The sequence below is a fragment of the Parapedobacter deserti genome (assembly GCF_042646065.1).
Classification (GTDB): Bacteria; Bacteroidota; Bacteroidia; order Sphingobacteriales; family Sphingobacteriaceae; genus Parapedobacter; species Parapedobacter deserti.
The window spans coordinates 984,574-1,005,038 of sequence record NZ_JBHRTA010000038.1 but is presented as its reverse complement, the minus strand read 5'-3'; the positions used below and the strand labels follow the sequence as shown (position 1 = coordinate 1,005,038).

21 protein-coding genes are annotated in these 20,465 nt (G+C 48.7%); 16 read left to right on the top strand and 5 right to left on the bottom strand.

The annotated features are described in order from the left end of the window. Positions 1–103 precede the first annotated feature (103 nt). Both ACFOET_RS16840 and ACFOET_RS16835 read left to right on the top strand, forming a co-directional pair. Positions 104–376 carry a DUF4342 domain-containing protein gene (locus tag ACFOET_RS16840; protein WP_379024786.1) on the top strand — a complete coding sequence of 91 codons (273 nt, stop codon included), beginning with the start codon at positions 104–106 and terminating at the stop codon, positions 374–376. A 13-nt stretch (positions 377–389) separates the two neighbouring features. Further along, positions 390–1,112, top strand: coding sequence for a pseudouridine synthase (locus tag ACFOET_RS16835; protein WP_379025134.1), 723 nt, complete (start codon positions 390–392; stop codon positions 1,110–1,112). Between the two features lie 50 nt (positions 1,113–1,162). On the opposite strand, the gene ACFOET_RS16830 is transcribed toward ACFOET_RS16835, so the two are convergent. Together ACFOET_RS16830 and bla are read right to left on the bottom strand one after the other, a co-directional pair. Further along, the gene (locus ACFOET_RS16830) at positions 1,163–1,522 is read right to left on the bottom strand and encodes a DUF4180 domain-containing protein (RefSeq protein WP_379024784.1); all 360 of its coding nucleotides are present in this window, start codon (positions 1,520–1,522) and stop codon (positions 1,163–1,165) included. Positions 1,523–1,550: 28 nt separating this feature from the next. Then, positions 1,551–2,294 carry a subclass B1 metallo-beta-lactamase gene (bla, locus tag ACFOET_RS16825; RefSeq protein ID WP_379024782.1) on the bottom strand — a complete coding sequence of 248 codons (744 nt, stop codon included), beginning with the start codon at positions 2,292–2,294 and terminating at the stop codon, positions 1,551–1,553. Between the two features lie 189 nt (positions 2,295–2,483). On the opposite strand from bla, the gene ACFOET_RS16820 reads away from it, so the two are divergent. Further along, positions 2,484–4,259, top strand: a complete 1,776-nt coding sequence (locus tag ACFOET_RS16820) for a DNA topoisomerase 3 (RefSeq protein WP_379024780.1) — start codon at positions 2,484–2,486, stop codon at positions 4,257–4,259. A gap of 164 nt (positions 4,260–4,423) precedes the next feature. Beyond that, positions 4,424–4,888 carry a hypothetical protein gene (locus ACFOET_RS16815; RefSeq protein ID WP_379024778.1) on the top strand — a complete coding sequence of 155 codons (465 nt, stop codon included), beginning with the start codon at positions 4,424–4,426 and terminating at the stop codon, positions 4,886–4,888. Between the two features lie 102 nt (positions 4,889–4,990). Here ACFOET_RS16815 and ACFOET_RS16810 read toward each other — a convergent pair whose 3' ends face one another. Next, complete coding sequence (locus tag ACFOET_RS16810; RefSeq protein ID WP_379024776.1) at positions 4,991–5,221, bottom strand: hypothetical protein; 231 nt, start codon at positions 5,219–5,221, stop codon at positions 4,991–4,993. 34 nt (positions 5,222–5,255) lie between these two features. Further along, a complete protein-coding gene (gene metA, locus ACFOET_RS16805) occupies positions 5,256–6,197 on the bottom strand; it encodes a homoserine O-acetyltransferase MetA (RefSeq protein WP_379024774.1) in 942 nt (313 codons plus the stop codon). Positions 6,198–6,479: 282 nt separating this feature from the next. Here metA and ACFOET_RS16800 point away from each other — a divergent pair, with 282 nt between their 5' ends. From ACFOET_RS16800 to ACFOET_RS16760, 9 genes are all read left to right on the top strand, one after another. Then, positions 6,480–7,094 (top strand): TetR/AcrR family transcriptional regulator, encoded by a 615-nt coding sequence (locus ACFOET_RS16800; RefSeq protein WP_379024772.1) that lies wholly within the window; start codon positions 6,480–6,482, stop codon positions 7,092–7,094. A gap of 61 nt (positions 7,095–7,155) precedes the next feature. Then, the gene (locus tag ACFOET_RS16795; RefSeq protein ID WP_379024770.1) at positions 7,156–8,427 is read left to right on the top strand and encodes a TolC family protein; all 1,272 of its coding nucleotides are present in this window, start codon (positions 7,156–7,158) and stop codon (positions 8,425–8,427) included. An 18-nt stretch (positions 8,428–8,445) separates the two neighbouring features. Next, positions 8,446–9,342 carry an HlyD family secretion protein gene (locus tag ACFOET_RS16790; protein WP_379024768.1) on the top strand — a complete coding sequence of 299 codons (897 nt, stop codon included), beginning with the start codon at positions 8,446–8,448 and terminating at the stop codon, positions 9,340–9,342. A gap of 10 nt (positions 9,343–9,352) precedes the next feature. Then, the gene (locus tag ACFOET_RS16785) at positions 9,353–10,276 is read left to right on the top strand and encodes an ABC transporter ATP-binding protein (protein WP_379024766.1); all 924 of its coding nucleotides are present in this window, start codon (positions 9,353–9,355) and stop codon (positions 10,274–10,276) included. After that, positions 10,266–11,012 carry an ABC transporter ATP-binding protein gene (locus ACFOET_RS16780; protein ID WP_379024764.1) on the top strand — a complete coding sequence of 249 codons (747 nt, stop codon included), beginning with the start codon at positions 10,266–10,268 and terminating at the stop codon, positions 11,010–11,012. Before ACFOET_RS16785 ends, ACFOET_RS16780 begins: the two co-directional genes overlap by 11 nt. Positions 11,013–11,016: 4 nt before the next feature. Further along, positions 11,017–12,123: an ABC transporter permease gene (locus ACFOET_RS16775; protein ID WP_379024762.1), complete on the top strand. Its 1,107-nt coding sequence runs from the start codon at positions 11,017–11,019 to the stop codon at positions 12,121–12,123. 125 nt (positions 12,124–12,248) lie between these two features. Further along, a complete protein-coding gene (locus ACFOET_RS16770) occupies positions 12,249–13,367 on the top strand; it encodes an ABC transporter permease (RefSeq protein ID WP_379024760.1) in 1,119 nt (372 codons plus the stop codon). 157 nt (positions 13,368–13,524) lie between these two features. Beyond that, entirely contained in the window at positions 13,525–14,256 is a 732-nt protein-coding gene (locus ACFOET_RS16765) for an HAD family hydrolase (protein ID WP_379024758.1), read from the top strand. 186 nt (positions 14,257–14,442) lie between these two features. Beyond that, positions 14,443–15,186, top strand: coding sequence for an LOG family protein (locus tag ACFOET_RS16760; RefSeq protein ID WP_379024756.1), 744 nt, complete (start codon positions 14,443–14,445; stop codon positions 15,184–15,186). Positions 15,187–15,201: 15 nt separating this feature from the next. Here ACFOET_RS16760 and ACFOET_RS16755 read toward each other — a convergent pair whose 3' ends face one another. After that, positions 15,202–17,031, bottom strand: a complete 1,830-nt coding sequence (locus tag ACFOET_RS16755) for a DNA polymerase III subunit gamma/tau (protein ID WP_379024754.1) — start codon at positions 17,029–17,031, stop codon at positions 15,202–15,204. 239 nt (positions 17,032–17,270) lie between these two features. Between ACFOET_RS16755 and ACFOET_RS16750 the strand changes: the two genes are divergently transcribed. From ACFOET_RS16750 to ACFOET_RS16740, 3 genes are all read left to right on the top strand, one after another. Continuing rightward, positions 17,271–17,615 (top strand): ArsC family reductase, encoded by a 345-nt coding sequence (locus tag ACFOET_RS16750; RefSeq protein ID WP_379024752.1) that lies wholly within the window; start codon positions 17,271–17,273, stop codon positions 17,613–17,615. A 22-nt stretch (positions 17,616–17,637) separates the two neighbouring features. Beyond that, the gene (locus ACFOET_RS16745; RefSeq protein WP_379024750.1) at positions 17,638–19,614 is read left to right on the top strand and encodes a M1 family metallopeptidase; all 1,977 of its coding nucleotides are present in this window, start codon (positions 17,638–17,640) and stop codon (positions 19,612–19,614) included. Between the two features lie 84 nt (positions 19,615–19,698). After that, positions 19,699–20,433 (top strand): peptidase associated/transthyretin-like domain-containing protein, encoded by a 735-nt coding sequence (locus ACFOET_RS16740; RefSeq protein WP_379024748.1) that lies wholly within the window; start codon positions 19,699–19,701, stop codon positions 20,431–20,433. Positions 20,434–20,465: the final 32 nt, after the last annotated feature.

Genomic DNA, 20,465 nt, shown 5'->3' with positions numbered 1-20,465 from the left:
CTTGACTGAAGAAAGTATGCGGCGAAGCAAGGCTGGCACGCTGTGAAAAGATCCTATCGAAATTTTGATTAAGGGTTGTTACCTTTACGACGTAATAAGCATTATGAAAAAAGAATCGTTTTTTGTCAGGGGCGAGGAGCTGTTGAAGAAAATCAAGGATATCGTTGCCGAAGGCAATGTCCGAAAAATCATCATCTCCGATAAATCAGGCAAGGAAATTATGAGCTTCCCGGTGACGGTTGGCGTAGTCGGTGCCCTGTTGGCTCCCCTGCTTGCCGCCATCGGTGCTGCTGCCGCGCTGTTAACCGAATGTACGATCACTGTCGAACGGTATGAAGACAACGAACCCGCTTCCGGCGAACAACCCGGGGATTAACCAAACGGCGGGAATGACACTCGATGTCCTATATAAAGACGAGCATTTGATCGCGGTCAACAAGCCTCCCGGGCTACTGGTCCACCGATCTTCGATCGCGAAAGATGTCTCGATGTTCGCGCTCCAACTTTTGCGCGATCAGATCGGAAAGCCGGTCTATCCCGCCCACAGGTTAGACCGGAAAACCAGTGGTATACTGCTTTTTTCGCTTGATAAAACCAGCGATAGCATGATGCAGCAGCTTTTTGCAGCTCGGCAGACGGAAAAGACGTATGTCGCTGTATTGCGGGGCTACGCACCGCTGAAAGGTGAGATCGACTACCCTTTAAAAAAGGAAAGCGGCACCATGCAAAACGCGCTGACCCGATTTTGGACCATAGCAACAGCTGAAGTAGCACTTCCGTCCGGCAAACACCAGACCTCACGCTATTCACTCGTTAGGGCCGTGCCCGAAACCGGCCGAATGCATCAATTGCGGCGGCATTTCGCACACATTCTACACCCGATTATCGGGGATCGGCCTCATGGCTGCAACAAACAGAACAAACTTTGGAAGCAGACGTACAACATGGACACCATGTTGTTACATGCGAGCAAACTGCACTTCAGGCATCCCGTTAGCGGATCGGATGTGACGATAGAAGCCCCGCTCCACCCGGAATTCAACCGGGCCATGTCGATTCTAAAATTCCAATCAAGCGACCATCGGGCCCCAAGCGCTTCTATTCAAATATAGTAAACGCAGCAAGTGGATCAAATGGTCTTCCTGTCCAGCAGTATTCATCTTTACCGGGTTAACGAGTCCAATGCTTCATTGAGGGAGGCGACAAAATTGACGTGTTTTCCCTTGTTGCTCTCGTAAATAAATTCCTTCAGGCTTTTGCTTGATAGATTAGAAAAATCTCCGACAATTGCGAGACGGATACGGTAGTTCGAAAATTTTTGAAGGATATCGCCCGCCATTTTATTCTTCAAATCGAAGAAGTCTGCAGTAATATTCTTTTCATAAAGTATCATACTTTCAAAGCCTTGATAGTAGATGTTGCCCATTAGATCCAACGCATCGTCGGTGTGCTGGATAATTATCTTATCCGAGGTGATTTCAGCAATTTCCTTGCCGTCTATTTTGTGGGGTTGAATGTTCATTGTATAAATTTGTGCCGATGCATTTACATCAGTTTGCCCGATATTGCTCGAACAGCTGAATGGTATAGTCTAACAACGATGTATCACCCGGCTCACCGTGCCCGGGAATTACCAGTTTTGCTTCAGGATATTTGGCCTTCAGCTTGATGCCTGTCAAGGTCCAGTGATCTACCAAGGCATCCGCCAAATTCCCTTCATCTGATCCCACTGCTTTAATCAGGCATCCCCCGAAAAGGATACGCTCGTCCGGGAAGTAGCCCACGACGTTATCTCGTGTATGGCCTGCTCCAATAAAATCAGCAATTACATTCTTGCTTCCAACCGCCAGCTCGAGCATATCGTCAAAACTATGCTGCGGCACTGTCGAGCCATTCGCTGATGCAAGCACAATGGTCAGGCTATTGGCGTAAGATGGTATACGACGTCTATGGAATTCATCCAAGCCGCCCAAACAGTCTGCATGAAAATGTGTAGGGATGACTGCTTTTATACTACATTTCAGTTGGTCTTCTACCCAATCGATCAATGCTGAGGATATGGAGTCCGTAGCCGGTGTATCAAATACCACGGCTTCCCTCCCATCTGACACGACCATGCCATTGCAGGGCACTTTTCCGAAGTCTTGAGTCTCCAAAAATGAGGTGTGCATGTAAACACCGTCCGCAAGCTTGCGGATAACGAGGTTTTCCGAAATATAGTCAAGATCCTGCCCGAAAAGCGAGGTTATTCCGGCAATCAATGCCAAACATAGTGCTTGTAAGCTCTGTGTCATTTGTATGCTTTGGGTATTCGAACTGCTCGTCTAAGACGAAACGCTGCTGCAATTATACGGTTTTCCTTGGAATTGCTTTTTTGCATTCAGAACTATAAGAAATATACCTTACTTTTACGCCTAAAAAGAAAAACACCATTTGTCAATGGAACCCATCGCTGAAACAACTATTGCCGAGCCACGGAAACGATGAAGGTCTGTATAGCCGAAAAACCCAGCGTTGCGAAAGACATCGCACAAGTGATCGGGGCCACCGTACGCATGGACGGCTACTATGAGGGCAACGGTTACCGCGTTACATGGACGTTTGGGCACCTCTGCACCCTGAAGGAACCGCATGATTACATGCCGACGTGGAAATCGTGGCAACTTGCCCACCTTCCGATCATCCCACCTTCGTTCGGTATTAAGCTTATTTCCAATAAAGGTGTAGAAAAGCAGTTCAGCATTATCGAACGCCTTGTGGCTGATTGCGACGAAGTAATCAACTGCGGTGACGCCGGGCAGGAGGGCGAGCTTATACAACGTTGGGTACTGCTCAAAACCCGCTGCAAGGCACCCGTGAAACGGCTATGGATATCATCGCTGACCGAGGCAGCCATACGAGAAGGGTTCAGCAAGCTCAGGCCAGCAGCAGATTACGACAACCTGTACGCCGCAGGCAGTGCGAGGGCAATGGGCGACTGGCTGCTCGGCATCAATGCCACGCGTCTCTTTACCACGAAGTACGGCACAGAAAGATCGGTGCTTTCCATCGGCCGCGTGCAAACCCCCACTTTGGCTATGCTCGTACAGCGTCAAAAGGAAATCAACGCGTTCAAGCCGGAAGACTACTGGGAATTGAAAACCACCTATAGGGATACCGTGTTTGTGGCCACCATCGCCCGCTTAGAAACCGCTGAACGTGCGGAAAAGGGCCTCGAATACCTCCAAGGGCACACTTTTGAAATCGTTTCGGCCGAAACCAGGGAAGGTACAGAGCGCAATCCTCGATTATATGACCTAACGTCATTGCAGGTAGATGCTAACAAGAAATACAGCCTCTCGGCGGACGATACGCTGAAGCACATCCAGGCCCTTTATGAAAAGAAATTTGTGACCTACCCGCGAGTAGATACCACATACCTTTCGGAAGACTTGCACCAACAGGTACCAGGTATCCTCGGAAGCATGAAACATTACAAGGCGCTGACGGCTCCAATCCTTCAAGAACCGATCCCAAAATCCAAGGCGGTATTCAATGATTCTAAAGTAACCGACCACCACGCCATAATCCCAACGGACGTATCGCCTGAGACATTACCGCTCGACGAAAAGCGTGTTTACGACCTCGTGGCAAGGCGATTTCTCGCCGTCTTCTACCCAGCATGTAAAGTATCGAACACCACCGTGGAGGGCAGGGCGGGCACTGTTCCATTCCGTGTGTCTGGCAAGCAGATACTGGAGCCTGGCTGGCGTACGATATACCCTAAGGAAACAAAGAAAACCGACTCCCCGGCAGACGACGAGCAGGAAATCCCGCTGTTTGAGGTCGGCGAACAAGGGCCACACATGCCATTTATCCACAAGGGGCGCACCAAAGCACCCAAGGCGTATACTGAAGCCACATTGCTGCGCGCCATGGAGACCGCCGGCAAGCACGTGGACGACGATGAAGTGCGCGATTTACTGAAGGAAAACGGCATCGGCCGCCCTTCAACTCGGGCCAACATCATCGAAACGCTCTTCAAAAGGAAGTACATTGAAAGGCAAAAAAGGAAGTTGGTGGCAACGCAAACCGGCATTAACCTTATTGACACCATCCAAAACGAATTGCTGAAAAGCGCTGAGCTTACAGGCGCATGGGAACGGAAACTCCGCCTGATCGAGAAAGGTGAATATGGTGCCGCTCAGTTTAAAGAAGAGCTTATTGCGATGGTCTTTCAGCTTACAAGCGAAGTAAAACAACACAAAAACCATCTATAAAATCAGCCTTTTGGCCTAAAATATCGTTTGTTGGTCGATGCCAAATACCTCTTCGTCGAAAACCGTCCAACTGTGCTGCAACGTTTTCTCAAGTTTGTCGTCTTATCTACAAAGAACAACAAAAAACATTAACAATAATTAATAACCTTAAAAACGATATCATTATGAAAATGCTCGTATTAACCGCCTTGATCAGTATAGTGACGCTTGGAAGCAGCTTCGCTGGAAACCCTAATGACCCGACAAACGATAAAAGTAACGCTACCACGCTAAAAGAAGCCGCCGCCTTCCACCGGCACAATATAGCAGTGCTTCACAACCAGTATGGCCTCGCTGAAACGCGGATAAAAACGAGCCGGGGCAATCATGCAGAGCTAAACCGCGAACATAAATTCTTTGTGGATTTATACCAGCAAGATATTGATAGCGGCATTCGTGTAGAGCAGAGCAAAAAGGCCATCGCTGAGATCAACGCCCGCTATACCAAACTGCGTGCGGAGCGGGACGCTTACGAGGCCAAGGAAATCGCCAAATTGCAAAAGCACTTGGAAATAGCAGTGAAAAAAGAAGAAGAAAAGTTTATCAAGGCACAGAAAGCACTGTCGAAAACTGCCAGCACAACCCGCTAGTCGACATCGCGTTCAAGATATTAGATTACCTATCAGGCAACCTTCCCTCGCTTACCGGGGGAAGATTTTTTTTGTTTAGGAACTAGGCCCTTCAAAAAGTCCTTACTGCTGTCTCTCGTGAGCAACAATTGCCACGCCAATGGCATTTACCTCTTCATCCAACCCAAAAAGCGGGATACCTGACTCCGGATCGAGTTTCAGCCATTGACTTTCTGTATCTTTTTGAATCTGCAAATATTCCCTTCCCTCTTTGTAAATGGAATATACACCCTCCTCTTCCGGGAAAACAGAATAGACATGATCAAAGACTTCGATATCAAATGGTTCAGACATACATAAAAATGTTTAGTTTTCTAACAATAGCTTCTTACGGGTGCTTGATGTCCTCCATCGATGCTATTTCCGTTAAATCAAACGGTGTCTCTTGATAAACGAAATAATTCAGCCAATTGTTGAACAGCAGGTTAGCGTGACTGGCCCAACGGACAACGGGCGCTCTCCGGGGATCGTCTTCTGCGTAATAATGCCTGGGCACGTCGATCTGCAGGCCTTTTTCCAAATCCCTGGTATATTCCTCGTGGAGAGTCCACGGTGAATACTCCGAATGCCCCGTTAAATAAAATTCACGTCCGCCTCTTGAAGTAATGATCGCCGCGCCTGCCTCTTCCGACCTGGACAGCAAGGCAACTTCGGCTAAACCTTTCAGATCCGCCTCTGCAATGGTGGTATGCCGACTATGGGGGATGTAAAACTCATCATCGAAACCCCGGAACAATGGATGCCTTTTGTCGATTGCGCTATGTTTGAAAACACCGAAGAGCTTTTTATCCAACGGAATCTTGCCAACGCCATAAAAATGATATAGCGCTGCCTGGGAGGCCCAACAGATGTAGAGGGTCGACGTGACGTGCTTTCTTGCCCAATTGAAAATCATTTTGATTTCATCCCAGTAGGTTACCGCTTCAAAATCAAGCATTTCTACAGGCGCGCCGGTAATGATCATTCCGTCGTAGTAGTTCTCCGCAACCTCATTGAAACCTTTATAGAACATTTCCAGATGCTCCTCCGGGGTGTTTTTTGGCGTGTGCGTATCTAAGCGGAGAAATTCGACCTCAACCTGTAAAGGGTTATTCGATAACAACCGGATGAAATCGGTCTCCGTGGAAATCTTTAGCGGCATCAAATTCAGTATGATAACACGCATCGGGCGAATATCCTGGGTACTTGCCCGCAAGTCGTTCATCACAAATATATTCTCTTTCTCGAGCAGTCCTATCGCTGGAAGATTGTTCGGGATCTTTACTGGCATGCTATCTCCTCGTACCTTTATTCACCTGCAAAAATACGCAGATTTTTTGGGCTATAATAATGAAGGTATTAATTGCACGCGCAACAACGCTTGAGAAACAGTACGATCGCCATCGAATGATTATGGAAAGTGCATTACTTTGCTACGTAAATTGGATAACTTAATCATCGTAGGACCATGGACACAAAATTTGAAGGGGGAAAGATTTTCAATCAGATTTAATCAAATGATTAAAAAATTTGGATAAATCAGAAATCATATTTAAGTTTGCCCCACCACGATATGGCAAAGAAAAAAACATCAACGGCAGGTCTGAGTACGGAAGAGAAAATCAAGGAAGCGGCACGGAAGGTTTTCCTCCAAAAAGGATATGCCGCCACCCGTACACGGGATATCGCCGAGGAGGCTGGCATCAACCTTGCGTTGCTGAACTATTACTTCCGGAGCAAGGAAAAGCTTTTCGAAATCGTGATCTTAGAGAAGATGCAGCTCCTACTGGGCAGAATAGGCCCTATCTTAATGAACGAAGATACCAGCATCGAACAGAAAGTGGAGGAAATAGCCGCACACTACATCGATACCTTACTGGCACACCCGGATATTCCGCTGTTTGTACTGGGCGAAATCCGGAACAATCCGGACAAATTTGCCAGTATGATCAAGTCAAAAGCAAACTTCGCGGATTCAGCATTTTATAGACAGTTGGCCAAACGGCGACCTGATGTTGATCCAATCCATTTTATTTTCAATATGTTGGGACTGATCGTTTTCCCGTTTATCGGAAAGCCATTGGTGCAGCTGATTGCAGGAATTTCTAAAAAGGAGGCCGTCACCATCATGAACGAACGGAAAAAACTGATCTCAACTTGGTTCAGTGCGATGCTGGAAGCGACGTAAGACGTAAAGCTATTTTTTTAATCCAATATTAATCAAATGATTAATTCAAATGACAAATACAATGAATACCTTATTCACTCATCTTTTAGGCTTGACGGCAACCGTTGCGCTCGGCCATATCGCTCAAGGCCAGCCCGAACCGCTGTCGCTCGCAGAATGCCACCACTTGGCGGAAAAAAACTATCCGTTGGCGAAGCAGCGTGACCTTATCGCGCAAAGCGCCAGGTTTTCGGTAGAAAAAGCGCATACAAGCTACTTTCCGCAGCTCAACATCACCGGCCAGGCTACGTACCAGTCGGCCGTTACGGAGATCCCGATTCAAGTACCCGGTATGGCGATGCCCGCCCTGAGTAAAGACCAGTACAAGTTGTATGGCGAAGTAAACCAAACCCTGTACGACGGAGGTATCACGCGATTGCAGAAAGCCGCGGCCACGGCGGGAGCGGAAATGGAAAAACGGGCACTTGAAGTGGAATTATACGGTGTCAAACAACGGGTAAACCAGTTGTTTTTTGGCATCCTGCTACTGGATGCCCAGTTGGTCCAGAACAGGTTGTTCCAGCAAGATATCGTTGCCGGACTGGAGAAAACCCAAGCGGCCATAGCCAACGGCTCGTCCCTGATAAGCAGCGCCAGCCTGCTTGAAGCGGAACTGCTCAAAACCCAGCAGCAGGAATCGGAACTGCAGGCCTCGCGCAAAGCCTATATGGGGATGCTCGGGCTATTCATTAACCGGCCACTGGACGAGCATACCGTATTACAGCGGCCGGCGGTTGTGCGCCCATCGCTGAAAGTCAATCGCCCTGAAATACAGTGGTATACCAGCCAGCTACGTGTTGTCGACGTCGAAGATCAGCTACTTACCGCAAAAAATCTACCCAAACTGAGCCTGTTCTTGCAAGGAGGAATTGGACGGCCCGCGCTGAACATGCTCAGCAATGATTTGGAGGCCTACTATTACGGTGGCGTGCAGATCACCATTCCCATAAGCGGCTTCTATACAATCCAGAAAGACAGGGCACTGCTGGATATCCGCCGGAGAGCCATCGACCTAAAACAGGAGACTTTCCTGTTCAATACAGACCTTTCGCTTCGGCAGCAGCGCATTGCGCTGGACAAATATGAGGAGCTACTGGCCACAGATGACCGTATCATTGCGCTGCGCACATCGGTAAAAGCCGCTGCGCTCGCTCAACTGGAGAACGGTGTCATCAATGCGGCCGACTACCTGCGTGAAGTGCATGCCGAGGATCTGGCCAAAGTGACCAAAATACTTCACGAAGTCCAGCGGCTCCTGATCCAATACGACATACAACAACTATCCGGAAAATAACATTATCCCATATAGCTTATGAACCATCTGAACACAATCGTACCAGCCATTTTATTGTTGGCTTCTTGTACCGCGCGCCAAACGGAATATGATGCCACCGGCACTTTTGAGGCAGTAGAAACCATCATCGCGGCCGAAGCAAACGGAACAATCAACCTCTTGCAGATCGAGGAAGGCCAGCAGTTGCACGCCGGCGAGTACGTCGGTTACATAGACACCACCCAGCTCCATCTTAAAAAGCGCCAATTACAGTCGCAGATTGCGGCTACGCTCAGCAGGCGGCCCAACGTGGCAGCACAGCTCGCTGCCTTGCAGGAACAACTCGAACAGGCGACTCGTGAGCGGCAGCGGATTGCCAACATGGTGAAAGCCGATGCGGCCACACCCAAACAGCTTGACGATGCTGAAGCACAGGTGGCCATCATACAGAAACAGATTGCTGCGCAGCACTCATCACTGGGTATCACGTCCTCCAGCATCCTGCAAGAAACTTCACCGCTGGAAATCCAGATTGCCCAGTTGGAAGATCAGCTCGCAAAAAGTCGCATCGTTAACCCCATAAACGGAACCGTCCTGGTAAAATATGCCCGAGCCAACGAGATGGCAACGGTAGGCAAACCGCTATACAAGATCGCTGACCTCTCTACCATAACGCTACGGGCCTACGTGTCGGGCCGGCAGTTTGCACAGATCCGACTGAACCAGCCGGTAACGGTATTGGTGGACGGCGCAGATGGACAATACCGCCAATATACGGGTGTCCTCGAATGGGTCAGTGACAAAGCGGAGTTTACGCCGAAAACCATTCGGACCAAAGACGAACGTGAAAACCTCGTATATGCCACTAAAATTCGCGTGAAAAACGATGGCTTACTGAAAATCGGCATGTACGGCGAAGTGCTGTTTGGCAATTAATGGAAGGAAGATGGTTTCCCTAACAAACATAACGAAAACCTACAGCAAGGGCGCTATCAGCGCAGTGAAAGATGCTTCATTTTCGGTAGCCGAAGGCGAACTGTTCGGCCTTATCGGCCCGGATGGTGCAGGAAAAAGCACGATCTTCCGGATGCTTACCACGCTGCTCGTGCCGGACAGCGGCACAGCTACCGTGGCTGGCCATGATATTGTGACCAGTTATAAGGCGATACGACGGAAGGTAGGTTATATGCCTGGGCGGTTTTCGCTCTACCAGGATCTCAGTATTGAGGAAAACCTCCGCTTTTTTGCCACGGTGTTCAATACCACAATGGAAAAGAACTATGCACTCATCGCGGATATTTATGCGCAGATTGCGCCGTTTAAAAATCGGAGGGCGGGCAAGCTGTCCGGCGGCATGAAGCAGAAGCTGGCCTTGTGCTGCGCACTTATCCATAAACCGGAGGTGCTCTTCCTGGACGAACCCACCACGGGAGTGGACCCGGTATCGCGTAAAGAATTCTGGGAGATGCTCGGGCGACTTAAACAACATGGCATTACCATACTGGTTTCGACCCCATATATGGATGAAGCCTCGCTATGCGACCGCGTAGCGCTGATACAGCAGGGCAGTATTATGTCCATTGACACACCTGGGGGTATCACGGCGGCTTATCCAAGCAAATTATACGCTGTAAAAGCCACGGATATGCCACGTCTTATCCACGTATTATCCACCTATGAGCCACGCTTAGACGCCTATCTATTCGGAGAGTATATTCATGCGCATACCCGGGGAAAGGACGATGCTGCTATGGAACAGCGCCTGCGGCAATTCCTCGTGGAACGCAGATTCAGCGGCGTTGAAGTGAAACCGATAGCGCCAAGCATCGAAGATTGTTTTATAAAAATGTTGACTCATCATGAAAAATAAGGAACCGGTTATCCTCACCGAAAAATTAACCAAACGGTTCGATAGCTTTACCGCCGTCGACGAAATCTCTTTTGATGTATACCGCGGTGAAATATTCGGCTTCCTCGGCGCAAACGGTGCTGGAAAGACCACAGCCATGCGGATGCTATGCGGCCTGTCTGTGCCTTCTTCCGGAAGGGCGGCCGTGGCCGGGCTTAACGTGTACAAACAAACCGAGCAGATCAAGCGGAATATCGGCTACATGAGCCAGAAATTTTCGCTCTATGAAGATTTAACCGTACTGGAAAACATACGGTTTTTCGGCGGTATCTATGGACTGACCGACCAGCAGCTTAAATCGAAGAGCGGAAAATTGCTCCATCAACTGGAAATCGAGTCGGAAGCAAAGAAGTTAGTTGGAAATCTGCCGCTCGGTTGGAAGCAAAAACTGGCATTTTCCATAGCCATACTGCATGAACCCAAAATCGTATTCCTGGATGAACCGACCGGCGGCGTTGACCCCGTAACGAGGCGGCAGTTTTGGACCTTAATTTATGAAGCTGCAAGCAGGGGAATCACCGTCTTCGTAACCACGCACTACATGGACGAGGCGGAATATTGCAACCGTGTATCAATTATGGTAGACGGCCAAATTAAAGCGTTGGGAACACCCAGGGAACTGAAAGCGCAACTGAACGAAACATCAATGGACGGTGTCTTTTACCAGCTGGCACGCGTCGCAAAACGGGGGGAATAAAAAAATGCAACAGTTTGCTACATTTGTAAGGAAGGAATTCTACCACGTACTTCGCGATCGACGAACATTGTTTATTCTATTTGGCATGCCGCTGGCACAAATCCTGATCTTCGGATTTGCGCTGACCAACGAAGTGAAAAACGCCAGCATCGCTATCCTCGACTATGCTCATGATGAAGCATCCAGCCACATCACCGCACGGATAGCGGCCAGCAACTACTTCGAAGTCGAGGAAAATGTGAGGGACAGGCACCGGTTGGAAGCGGCCTTCAAGGAAGGAACAATCAGACTAGCCATCGTATTTCCGGCCAATTTCCATCAAGATCTCGTCCATCAAAATCATGCACAGATACAAGTAATTGCAGACGCTTCAGATCCCAATTATGCAACGACGTTGACGAATTACGTATCATCCATCATTCAGGACTATCAAACGGAAATCAGCGAGAATATGGCGTTGCCCTATCGCATCACCCCGGAGATCCGCATGCTGTACAACCCGCAGCTGAAAGGGGCACCTAACTTTGTGCCCGGTGTAATGGCATTGGTGTTGATGCTTGTCTCCGTGATGATGACGGCTGTATCCATCGTCAGGGAAAAAGAAATGGGCAGCATGGAAATCCTATTGGTTTCACCATTCAGACCGGTGGGGGTTATCCTCTCAAAGGCTGTCCCCTACTTGATTCTGTCGCTCATCAATGTGATGTCGATTTTGTTGATGAGCGTGTTTCTCCTTCAACTCCCCGTTGAAGGGAGTTGGCTGTTGCTGTTTGCTGAGAGCACACTGTTCATTATCACCTGCTTAGCACTCGGAATTTTTATCTCGATTAAGACGAAGTCTCAGCAGGTGGCCATGCTGGTCTCACTGATGGGCATGCTTTTGCCCACCATGATGTTCAGCGGGTTCATGTTCCCCATTGAAAATATGCCGGTACCCTTGCAGCTCTTCTCCAACATTGTGCCGGCCAAATGGTTCTACATCATTGCAAAAGCCATCATGATCAAAGGTGTGGGTATCGCTGAGATATGGAAAGAAACGCTTATTCTGTGCGGTATCACGCTGTTCTTCTTCATAATTAGCCTGAAAAGTTTCAAGGTACGGTTGGAATAGGACAGCATAAGCGGTCGGGATGTAAGACACAACGCGGCGAAAACAACCCCAGAAGCAGTAAATAACGACGCAATAAAACGAGTAAGGCCGATGGCTAATTGCCGATAGCTGATTATCCATAAAACATGAGAACCATTAAATTTATCTTGCAAAAAGAATTCCGGCAGATTTTTAGAAACCGGGCCATATTAGTGCTGATCATCTTCATGCCGATAATGCAATTAATCATTTTGCCACTTGCCGCCGATTACGAGGTAAAAAAAATCAACTTATCGGTGGTTGACCACGACCATTCGCCCTATTCACGCCAACTTATCTCGAAAATCATCGCATCGGGTTATTTCAGGCTGCAAGGATACCATGCGTCAATGGCAGAAGCATATCGGCTTATTGAACTGGATGACGCCGACCTTGCACTGGAAATACCAAGTGGATTCGAGCGCAACCTTATCCGAGAAGGTGAGCAGCAATTGCTCATCGCTGTGAATGCAATCAACGGGACCAAGGCTGGCCTCGGCGGCGCTTACCTTGCTGACATCCTCCTCGACTATCACCATGGAATTTTGCTGGAGTGGACGGCCCCCACCCGCTTCGAACCAATGCCAATCATTGAAGTGCTACCGAGCAACCGCTTTAACCCCCTACTCAGCTACCGGTTTTTCATGGTGCCAGGAATCCTGGCGATTTTGCTGACCATGGTTGGCGGCTTTCTCACGGCGCTAAACATCGTCAAGGAAAAAGAGGTAGGTACCATCGAACAGATCAATGTAACGCCAATCAAAAAACACCATTTCATCCTTGGAAAACTTACCCCATTCTGGGTATTGGGGAATGTCGTGTTTACACTCGGTTTGCTTGTCTCTTGGCTGGTGTACGGAATTTTTCCCCAAGGCAATATCTTGGCAATGTATGCCTTCATTTGGGTTTACCTATTGGTGGTCTTAGGCTTTGGACTCTTGATATCTACTTATACAGAAACGCAGCAGCAAGCGATGTTTGTCATGTTTTTCTTCATGATGATCTTCATTTTGATGGGTGGGTTGTTTACTCCTTTAGATAGTATGCCTGCGTGGGCCAAAGCTGTTTCAGGGCTGAACCCTGTGACTTACCTCGTTGAAGTGATGCGCATGATCATGCTCAAGGGCAGCGGTTGGGGGGCTATTTTGCCACACTTGGGCGCGGTACTCGGATTCGCTGTTATCGTAAACACTTGGGCGGTATCAAATTACCAGAAAATTAAGTGAAAACAAAACAGTTAAATATTTATTCACGTTATTGTAATTTATCCGTCATTATTCTCGTCTATAATAATAGAATTAGGCAGCACTGGAAAAATTTTATACATTTGACCAGGGCGCACGAAAAGTCAAATATCCACTTATCGACTTTACAAATAGCATTATGCAAACACGAGGGATCTTACTGAATTACGAAGGCACCATAGATACCAATGGGCAGCATTGGGGTGCCATACTGTGGCACAAATTCCAGCGGCATATCATCGGATTGGACAAATCAGTATTCAACAGAGCTTATGCCTATTCAGAAGATGCACTTGCTGCCAAAGATGTCATTCAGCCGTCTGACGTTTTTTTGGATGTGCTTACTCAAAAAATCAACAGGCAATTCGATTACCTGATAGGACATGGTTACAGCTTAGATTATTCGCTTGTCAACACCATGGCCAAAGAATGTAACGAACTTGTGGCACGCACATTGCGGAAAACTCGGGATATCCTGGAAGGCCTATCCAGTAACTTTCCCATCGTGTTGGTTTCCAATTTTTATGGCAACCTCAACGCTGTGCTGGCTGAATTCGAGGTCCGCCAATACTTTGCGGACGTGATTGAGACCACCAACACAATTCCACACCTCAATACGGAGATTTATGAGCAAGGCGTGAAACGGCTGGGGTATGCCCCAGAGGAGTGTGTAGCTGTGGGCGACTCCTACAACCGGGATATTTTGCCGTCAAAGGAAATTGGCTGCAAAACCGTGTGGTTGAATGTCATGGGCTGGGAAGAATGGGGCATCGACGAGCTTGAAATTTCAGACGCCGAGATCGGCGATTTCAGCCAGTTGCCGCAGCTGCTCGAACGGTGGGAACCAACAGCGCTAGACCACTATCGGTAACGTTTCACAAAAAATTCGCATATTAGTTGCCAGAAAAGGCAAGCGGCATTGTAAGTAGATATCAGCTGCTTCACTAGCCGCTGCTGGTAAGGCGCTATTGGATACGCTGGATTGCGTTCCCTTTGAAAAGCAGCAAAATATAAGCGACACAACTTAATTGGCAATTTATCAACATACATCAACACCATGAGCAACGCGTTTGTAAAAGAAGAAAAAAAATTTTTGGAAGGCGCCCGCGCCCGATGGAAAGAATTGAAATATGTAGGTGGTGTTGTGATGCAGTTTCTTAAAGGATTTAGGGGGTTGCATTTTATCGGCCCGTGCGTCACAGTTTTCGGATCGGCCCGTTTTAAAGCGGATCATCCTTACTATGAACTGGCCCGTAGTGTGTCTGCGGAAATCGGCAGGTTAGGTTTCGCCATTATGACCGGGGGCGGGCCGGGCATTATGGAAGCCGCCAACCGGGGAGCAAAAGAGGCAGGCGCGCTGTCTGTAGGATGTAACATTTTACTGCCCCACGAGCAAAAACATAATCCTTACCTTGACCGGTTTGTAACTATGGAATATTTTTTTGTCCGCAAAGAACTTTTGCGGAAATATTCGTTTGCGTTTATCGTGCTGCCCGGCGGCTTCGGCACGTTGGATGAATTTTTTGAAACACTGACGCTCATTCAAACCGGCAAGATTCAGCGGTTCCCCATTGTGGTGATGGGAGTTGGCTTTCACCAGGAAATCATCGCGCATGTGCAGCGGATGATGGACGAAGAGACCATCAGTCCGGAAGACATGGACCTCCTTCTTTTTACAGACTCCGTGGAAGACGTGGTGGCGCACATCCGCAAACATGCTGAAGAGTCGCCAAGCGTCAAATTGGAACCACCGCGAAAAGCCGCGTGGCTATTAGGGGAGCAGCAGCTCAAACGGGCATAACGCCGTTATTGTGGTTTACTCCAATCCCAAATCAAACGCTCTTCGCAACGTATCAAGCGCTGGATTTTTAGAGGCCATCGCTTGGTATTTCTCCTGTGCAGTATACGGCTTGCGCACGGTCTCATGTGCCACCTGTACCGGCTGAAGGTCTATGGCGAAATTCCGGAGCTTCATCCGGAGATCATTCAGGATATCGATTTTCGAACTGTTCAGCAAATCCTGTTGGATAGAATTTTCTACCACTACCCCGATCTGGAAATCAGCCAAGAGTTGCGGCGGGTTTGCTGTCATCAAAGTGAACAGGTTAATCTTGTTTTCCGCTTTCAGCCTATCGGCGTAAGCGTGCCATTGCTTCAGTAAGTCTTCATGGGTGAAATGTTCGCGTTCGTCGCCACTCAGCAGTTCGGGTTCGTCGACACCTGTTTCAGCTTCCTTGTCATCGAAGATTTTGGTTAAATCGGGAATAGCATTACTCAGCTTTACGCTGCCCCACGAGCGGCTTTTCATGGTGGTAGCCGGAGCGGGATCACAAACGGCGGCGGATGGTTGACGGTCTGCAACCCGTGGTCCCGGTTCGGCGGGAGCGACATGACTAGCTGTGGCTGCGACAGGCCTCGCACCCGCCGCCGAATCATCGGCCGGTTCATCCGGCCTGTCGGATGCAGCGACCGCCGTTACCGACTCATTAAGCTTTTTTTTTTCAGCCTCCCCGTTAACGAGTTGCACCGCGCCGTTTTTCGCCAACTGGATGGCTGACCCGATATGGCACATCTTCAACAAGGCCAGCTCTACCTGCAGGCGCTGGTTCTTGCTCGTGCGGTAATTGATTTCGCATTGATTTGCAATATTGAGTGCAGAAAGCAATAACCCCGGCGATGCCTGCTGGGATTGCTGCATATACCGCTGCCTGATGGTATCGCTAGTGTCCAGCAATTTCAGCGTCGCAGGCTCCTTTGCCACCAGCAAATCGCGGAAATGCGATGCCAGCCCGCTGATGAAATGGCTTCCGTCAAATCCACGGGAAAGGATTTCGTCAAGAAGAAGTAACGCCGATGGAGAGTCTTCTTTTATAATGGCATCCGTAAGCCCGAAATAATATTCAAAATCCAGAATATGGAGATTGTCTATGACGGCCTGGTATGTCACTGCCTTATTAGAGAAGCTTACGATCTGGTCGAACATTGAAAGTGCATCGCGCAGGCCGCCATCCGCCTTCTGGGCAATAATGTGCAACCCGTCCGGGTCATGCGATACCCCTTCCTTTGTTGCGATAGCGGCCAGGTGGCTGGCCATGTCCCCAACCTTTATCCTATTAAAATCAAAAATCTGGCATCGGGAAAGGATGGTTGGCAGGATTTTGTGCTTTTCCGTGGTGGCGAGGATAAATATCGCGTAAGCAGGTGGCTCTTCAAGCGTCTTTAGAAAGGCATTGAATGCCTGCTGCGATAGCATGTGCACCTCATCAATAATATAAATCTTATATTTTCCGGTCTGCGGCGGTATACGGACCTGGTCTATCAGACTACGGATATCATCTACCGAGTTGTTGGAAGCGGCATCTAACTCATGTATGCTGAAGGAATTGCCGTGCTGGAAGGACTTGCAGCTATCGCACTGACCACAGGCCTCTACATCGTCCCGAAGCTGCTCGCAGTTGATGGTCTTAGCCAAGATACGGGCACAGGTTGTTTTGCCAACACCCCGCGGGCCGCAGAACAAGAATGCCTGAGCAAGCTGCTTGTTTTTAATGGCATTTTTAAGGGTGACCGTGATATGCTGCTGGCCTACCACCGTATCGAAGGTGGCGGGACGGTATTTACGAGCCGAAACGATAAAATTATCCATCGGTACGAAGGTAAGGATTTCGCACGAAACTATCTACTCGACTTCATCGCTTTCGCTACCTTCACAACCTTACCATTCACCATCCGGTTACATGCTTTCGTTCTCAGCCAAAGACAGCAAAACCGACAGGAACTACCAACAAACTTAACTCGATGCCGGCCACTGTTTTTAACGGAAATTAGCAGAATCGTTATTCACTTGTTCTGTATTTGTAGTATGTTTGCTTCAAAACATCTTTTATGCACATTTACGGGATCAAAAATTGCAATACGGTTAAAAAAGCACTTACTTGGTTAGAAGAGAACAATATTCCTTATACGTTTCATGATTTCAAGAAGGAAGGCGTTTCTGAAGAAAAGCTGAAAATGTGGGCAAAAGAAATCGGATGGGAGCCGCTGGTAAATAAAAAGGGTACGACCTGGCGGCAGCTCTCGCCTGCAGAGCAAAGTGCCGCAGTAGATGCGCAATCTGCTTTTACGTTAATGCAAGCCAAGACGAGTGTCATCAGACGCCCCGTGATAGAGAGCCCTAAAGGCCTTATTTTGGGATTCAATCCCGACGAATATGCAATAAAATTTAAATAGGCAAACCAACTAATAATCACAGATGAAAAAATCACTAATCATACTAAGCATTATCAGCATCGGCACCATGTCGCTGGTCGGCATTTTCCCAACGCTTACGACGGCACAAACCGTAGCGAGTAAGTACGACTATAAAGAAGCGTTCAGCCCATTCTTCTACAGCAACAACGGTAATGAATACCGTTCTGCAAGCGGTATGCCCGGACCTAAATACTGGCAGAATGCCGTGGATTATAAAATCAGCGCCCGCCTGAATGACCAGACCAACGAGATTACCGCTACGGTTATTATGGAATACACCAACAACAGCCCTGATTTGCTTGACTTCATCTGGTTGCAGTTGGACCAAAACATGTTTTCAAAGGAGGGCCGTGGCCGAAAAATCGTACCGCTCACCCGGAGCCGTTACGGTAATGCCTTATCTGATTTTGACGGTGGCTATGATATCAAATCCGTGAAGATTGGCTCTGGCGCAGCTGCAGAACACTTGATTACTGATACCCGTATGCAAGTGTTTCTGCCCGAACCGCTGAAGCCGAACGGCGGCAAAACGTCTATTACCATTGACTATTCATACATCGTGCCCACGCATGGTGCCGACCGCACGGGGGTACTGGAGACCCAAAACGGCAAAATATTCGCTATCGCCCAGTGGTTTCCACGGGTGGCCGTATATGACGATATCCTCGGCTGGAATGTGCAGCCCTATACCGGACCAGGCGAATTCTATTTGGAGTTCGGCGACTATGACGTGGAAATTACCGCGCCAGCCAATCACATCGTAGTTATGGGTGGGGAACTGCTTAACCCGAATGAGGTATATACCCCCGAACAGGTAAAACGGCTAGACCACGCAAAGAAAAGCGACAAAACCGTCATGATCCGTTCAGCTGAAGAAGTAATCCAGCCGGAATCCCGTCCGAAAGGAAAGGAACTGACGTGGAGATTCAGGCTTGAGAATGCTCACGACGTTGCCTGGGCGTCCTCGCCAGCTTTCATTATTGATGGTGCGAAAATAAACCTTGAAAGCGGTAAAACCGCATTAGCACTGTCGGCCTATCCAGTGGAAAGCAATGGTGGGAACGCTTGGGAGCGCTCAACCGAATACACGAAGGCATCCGTCGAATTTTATTCGCAGCTGTTGATGGAGTATCCTTACCCCGTGGCCATCAATGTCGCAGCGGATATTGGCGGAATGGAATATCCAGCCATTGTTTTCTGCAGCTACAAATCCAAAGCGGCAGGACTGTGGGGTGTGACTGACCATGAATTCGGTCACATCTGGTTTCCAATGATCGTAGGGAGCAATGAGCGCCTGCATGCGTGGATGGATGAAGGGTTTAATACGTTCATGAATGACTTGTCTACTGAATCCTTCAACAACGGGGAATACTACCGGCCGATGGGCGACGCCAATCGGTTGGCACAGGCTTTGACTCGACCGGACCTTGAACCTGTTATGAGCGCTCCGCAAAACATGCAGGAACGCAATATAGGGATGCTCGCTTACTTAAAGCCTGGTTTTGGGCTCCGCCTGCTCCGCGACGAAATCCTCGGCCCCGAGCGCTTCGATCGGGCATTCAAAGCTTATCTGTACCGCTGGGCATACAAGCACCCGACGCCGGATGATTTCTTCCGCACCATCGAAAATGTCGCTGGCGAGAATCTCAGCTGGTTCTGGCGCGGCTGGTTTAAATACAACTGGCGGCTTGATCAGGCAATACGCAATGTAACCTATCAGGATAATGATCCTGCAAACGGTGTATTGATCACCATTGACAACCTCGAAAAGCTGCCCATGCCTGTAGTGGTAGACATCACGACAAAAGGCGGCGAAATCCACCGTGTCAAACTGCCTGTTGAAATCTGGGAACGGAATACCTCGTGGACATTCAGATATCCGACCACCGAGCAGGTGATAGCGGTACAACTTGACCCCGATAAGGTATATCCCGACCACAACCCGGACAACAACCGCTGGGAGGCGCCTGCACAATAACGGCATTAATTACCGAAACATTAAACAAACAAGAACATACAGTGTCTATAATAACAGCCCATGCTACTCGATATGATGAAACAAATGTTAGTTAAGACCCTGTATGTTCTATTACTTATCGGCACCCTTAGCACTCCGGTCGCTGTTGCGCAGCAAAATTCGGTTTTACGCGGCTATATACTCGAGCTGGACAGCGGCGAGCCCCTGCAATATGTCGAAATAAAGAACTTAAATACCGGTGCAGCAGCCGAAAGCTCAGCGGACGGAAGTTTTAGTATTGCTGTGCAGAAAAACGAGCGGCTGCGATTTGAATATCCAGGATACCGTACCGACACATTAGTGGTCATTGAGTTTGACATCAAACGGATATACATGACACCAGATGGCAGCAGCATCCTGATTGACGAGGTACAAATACAAGCAATGACAGACAGCCGCTTGCAAACGGAAATAAAACGTGCCGAGGAAGAAGGCCAGTTTTCCGAAGCTTCCCAGCGCCGAGGCGGTGTCCGCATTTCGCCATCCCGGTGGTTCGGCAAGGAAGGCAAGCAAGCACGTCGGCGCTATAAGCTTTTGCTAGCCGAGCAGGACCGTCGAAAGGTCGATGCCCGCTTTACGCCAGAAGCCATCATGGCCCTCACCCCATTGAAGGGGGAAGAGCTGGATCTATACATGACTAAGTATCGTCCTTCAACTAAGTTCCTTTCTACGGCAGACGAAGCTGATCTGCGACTTTACATTATGGACACCTACGCGGAATTCAAAGACCTTACGCCAGAACAACGCTCCAAAATTAAGGCTCCAAAAGACACAACTTAGCTGTGTTCGCCGCGCGTTTAGTTTCAGCGTGA

Bases quoted from the DNA above. Each gene is read 5' to 3' on its own strand.
- ACFOET_RS16840 (WP_379024786.1), top strand. From the start codon at position 104: ATGAAAAAAGAATCGTTTTTTGTCAGGGGCGAGGAGCTGTTGAAGAAA.
- ACFOET_RS16835 (WP_379025134.1), top strand. From the start codon at position 390: ATGACACTCGATGTCCTATATAAAGACGAGCATTTGATCGCGGTCAAC.
- ACFOET_RS16830 (WP_379024784.1), bottom strand. From the start codon at position 1,522: ATGAACATTCAACCCCACAAAATAGACGGCAAGGAAATTGCTGAAATC.
- bla (WP_379024782.1), bottom strand. From the start codon at position 2,294: ATGACACAGAGCTTACAAGCACTATGTTTGGCATTGATTGCCGGAATA.
- ACFOET_RS16820 (WP_379024780.1), top strand. From the start codon at position 2,484: ATGAAGGTCTGTATAGCCGAAAAACCCAGCGTTGCGAAAGACATCGCA.
- ACFOET_RS16815 (WP_379024778.1), top strand. From the start codon at position 4,424: ATGAAAATGCTCGTATTAACCGCCTTGATCAGTATAGTGACGCTTGGA.
- ACFOET_RS16810 (WP_379024776.1), bottom strand. From the start codon at position 5,221: ATGTCTGAACCATTTGATATCGAAGTCTTTGATCATGTCTATTCTGTT.
- metA (WP_379024774.1), bottom strand. From the start codon at position 6,197: ATGCCAGTAAAGATCCCGAACAATCTTCCAGCGATAGGACTGCTCGAG.
- ACFOET_RS16800 (WP_379024772.1), top strand. From the start codon at position 6,480: ATGGCAAAGAAAAAAACATCAACGGCAGGTCTGAGTACGGAAGAGAAA.
- ACFOET_RS16795 (WP_379024770.1), top strand. From the start codon at position 7,156: ATGAATACCTTATTCACTCATCTTTTAGGCTTGACGGCAACCGTTGCG.
- ACFOET_RS16790 (WP_379024768.1), top strand. From the start codon at position 8,446: ATGAACCATCTGAACACAATCGTACCAGCCATTTTATTGTTGGCTTCT.
- ACFOET_RS16785 (WP_379024766.1), top strand. From the start codon at position 9,353: ATGGTTTCCCTAACAAACATAACGAAAACCTACAGCAAGGGCGCTATC.
- ACFOET_RS16780 (WP_379024764.1), top strand. From the start codon at position 10,266: ATGAAAAATAAGGAACCGGTTATCCTCACCGAAAAATTAACCAAACGG.
- ACFOET_RS16775 (WP_379024762.1), top strand. From the start codon at position 11,017: ATGCAACAGTTTGCTACATTTGTAAGGAAGGAATTCTACCACGTACTT.
- ACFOET_RS16770 (WP_379024760.1), top strand. From the start codon at position 12,249: ATGAGAACCATTAAATTTATCTTGCAAAAAGAATTCCGGCAGATTTTT.
- ACFOET_RS16765 (WP_379024758.1), top strand. From the start codon at position 13,525: ATGCAAACACGAGGGATCTTACTGAATTACGAAGGCACCATAGATACC.
- ACFOET_RS16760 (WP_379024756.1), top strand. From the start codon at position 14,443: ATGAGCAACGCGTTTGTAAAAGAAGAAAAAAAATTTTTGGAAGGCGCC.
- ACFOET_RS16755 (WP_379024754.1), bottom strand. From the start codon at position 17,031: ATGGATAATTTTATCGTTTCGGCTCGTAAATACCGTCCCGCCACCTTC.
- ACFOET_RS16750 (WP_379024752.1), top strand. From the start codon at position 17,271: ATGCACATTTACGGGATCAAAAATTGCAATACGGTTAAAAAAGCACTT.
- ACFOET_RS16745 (WP_379024750.1), top strand. From the start codon at position 17,638: ATGAAAAAATCACTAATCATACTAAGCATTATCAGCATCGGCACCATG.
- ACFOET_RS16740 (WP_379024748.1), top strand. From the start codon at position 19,699: ATGTTAGTTAAGACCCTGTATGTTCTATTACTTATCGGCACCCTTAGC.